The sequence below is a fragment of the uncultured Amaricoccus sp. genome (assembly GCF_937858865.1).
Taxonomy (GTDB): domain Bacteria; phylum Pseudomonadota; class Alphaproteobacteria; order Rhodobacterales; family Rhodobacteraceae; genus Amaricoccus.
Genome location: NZ_CALLYO010000391.1, coordinates 1 through 1,211 on the forward strand (window position 1 = coordinate 1; position 1,211 = coordinate 1,211).

The 1,211-nt window shown below is 77.6% G+C and carries 1 protein-coding gene; it reads left to right on the plus strand.

The features are described from left to right. Positions 1–1,211: cobaltochelatase subunit CobN (locus Q0112_RS11475; RefSeq protein WP_297975419.1), on the plus strand; the 1,211-nt coding region annotated here is incomplete at both ends.

Below are 1,211 nucleotides of genomic sequence, written 5' to 3' on the forward strand. Positions count from 1 at the left end.
GGGGTGCAGGCGCTGGTGCACGTCGGGGCGCACGGCACGCTCGAATGGCTGCCGGGCAAGACCGTGGCGCTCGGAGAGGACTGCTTCCCGGAGGTGGTCGCCGGGGCGCTGCCGGTCGTCTATCCGTTCATCGTCTCGAACCCCGGCGAGGCGGCGCAGGCGAAGCGGCGGATCGGCGCGGTGACGCTCGGCCACCTGACGCCGCCGCTGACCGGGGCCGGGCTGACCGGGGCGCAGCGGGAGCTGGAGCGGCTGGTCGACGAATACGCCCAGGCCGACGGGCTCGACCGGCGCCGGCGCGACCGGCTGGCGAGGCTCATCGTCGGGACGGCGCGCGAGACCGGGCTCGCCGTCGAGGCGGGGGTCGGCGCGGGCGACGACCCGGAGGCGGCGCTCCTGCGCATCGACGCCTGGCTCTGCGACCTCAAGGACTTCGCGATCAAGGACGGGCTGCACGTCTACGGCCGGAGCGGGCCCGGCGATCCGCCGGAGCGCACCGTCTCGGCGGCGGCCGAGCGGGCGGCGCTGCTGGCGGCGCTCGACGGGCGCTTCGTGGCGCCGGGGCCGTCGGGGACGCCGGAGCGCGGGCGGCGCGACGTGCTGCCGACCGGCCGCAACCTCTTCGCCGCCGACCCGCGCACGCTGCCGACGCCGACGGCCTTCGCCCTCGGCAAGGTGGCGGCGGACGAGACGCTGCGCCGCTTCGTGCAGGAGCACGGCGACTGGCCGCGTTCGCTCGTCATCGACCTCTGGGGCAGCGCCAGCCTCCGGACCGGGGGCGAGGCGATCGCCCAGGGGCTGGCGCTCATGGGCTGCCGGCCGGTCTGGGACAGGGGCACGGCGCGCGTCACCGGCATCGAGGTCCTGCCGCCGGCGGCGGTCGGGCGGCCGCGGGTCGATGTCACCTGGCGGATCTCCGGCCTCTTCCGCGACATGTTCGAGGCGCAGATCGCGCTCCTCGACGCCGCGGTCGCCGCGGTGGCGGCGCGCGAGGAGAGCGCGGCCGACAATCCGCTGGTGGCGGCAGGACCCCGGCCGAGGCGGATCTTCGGCTCGGCGCCCGGCACGTACGGCGGCGGGCCGGAGGAGCTGCTCCAGGACGGCCGCTGGGAGCGGCGGGACGAGCTCGGCGCGGCCTATCTCGCCGCCGGCTCGCACGCCTTCGGCGGGGAGCGCGGCACGGGCGAGGCGGCGGACGGCGCCTTCGCCGA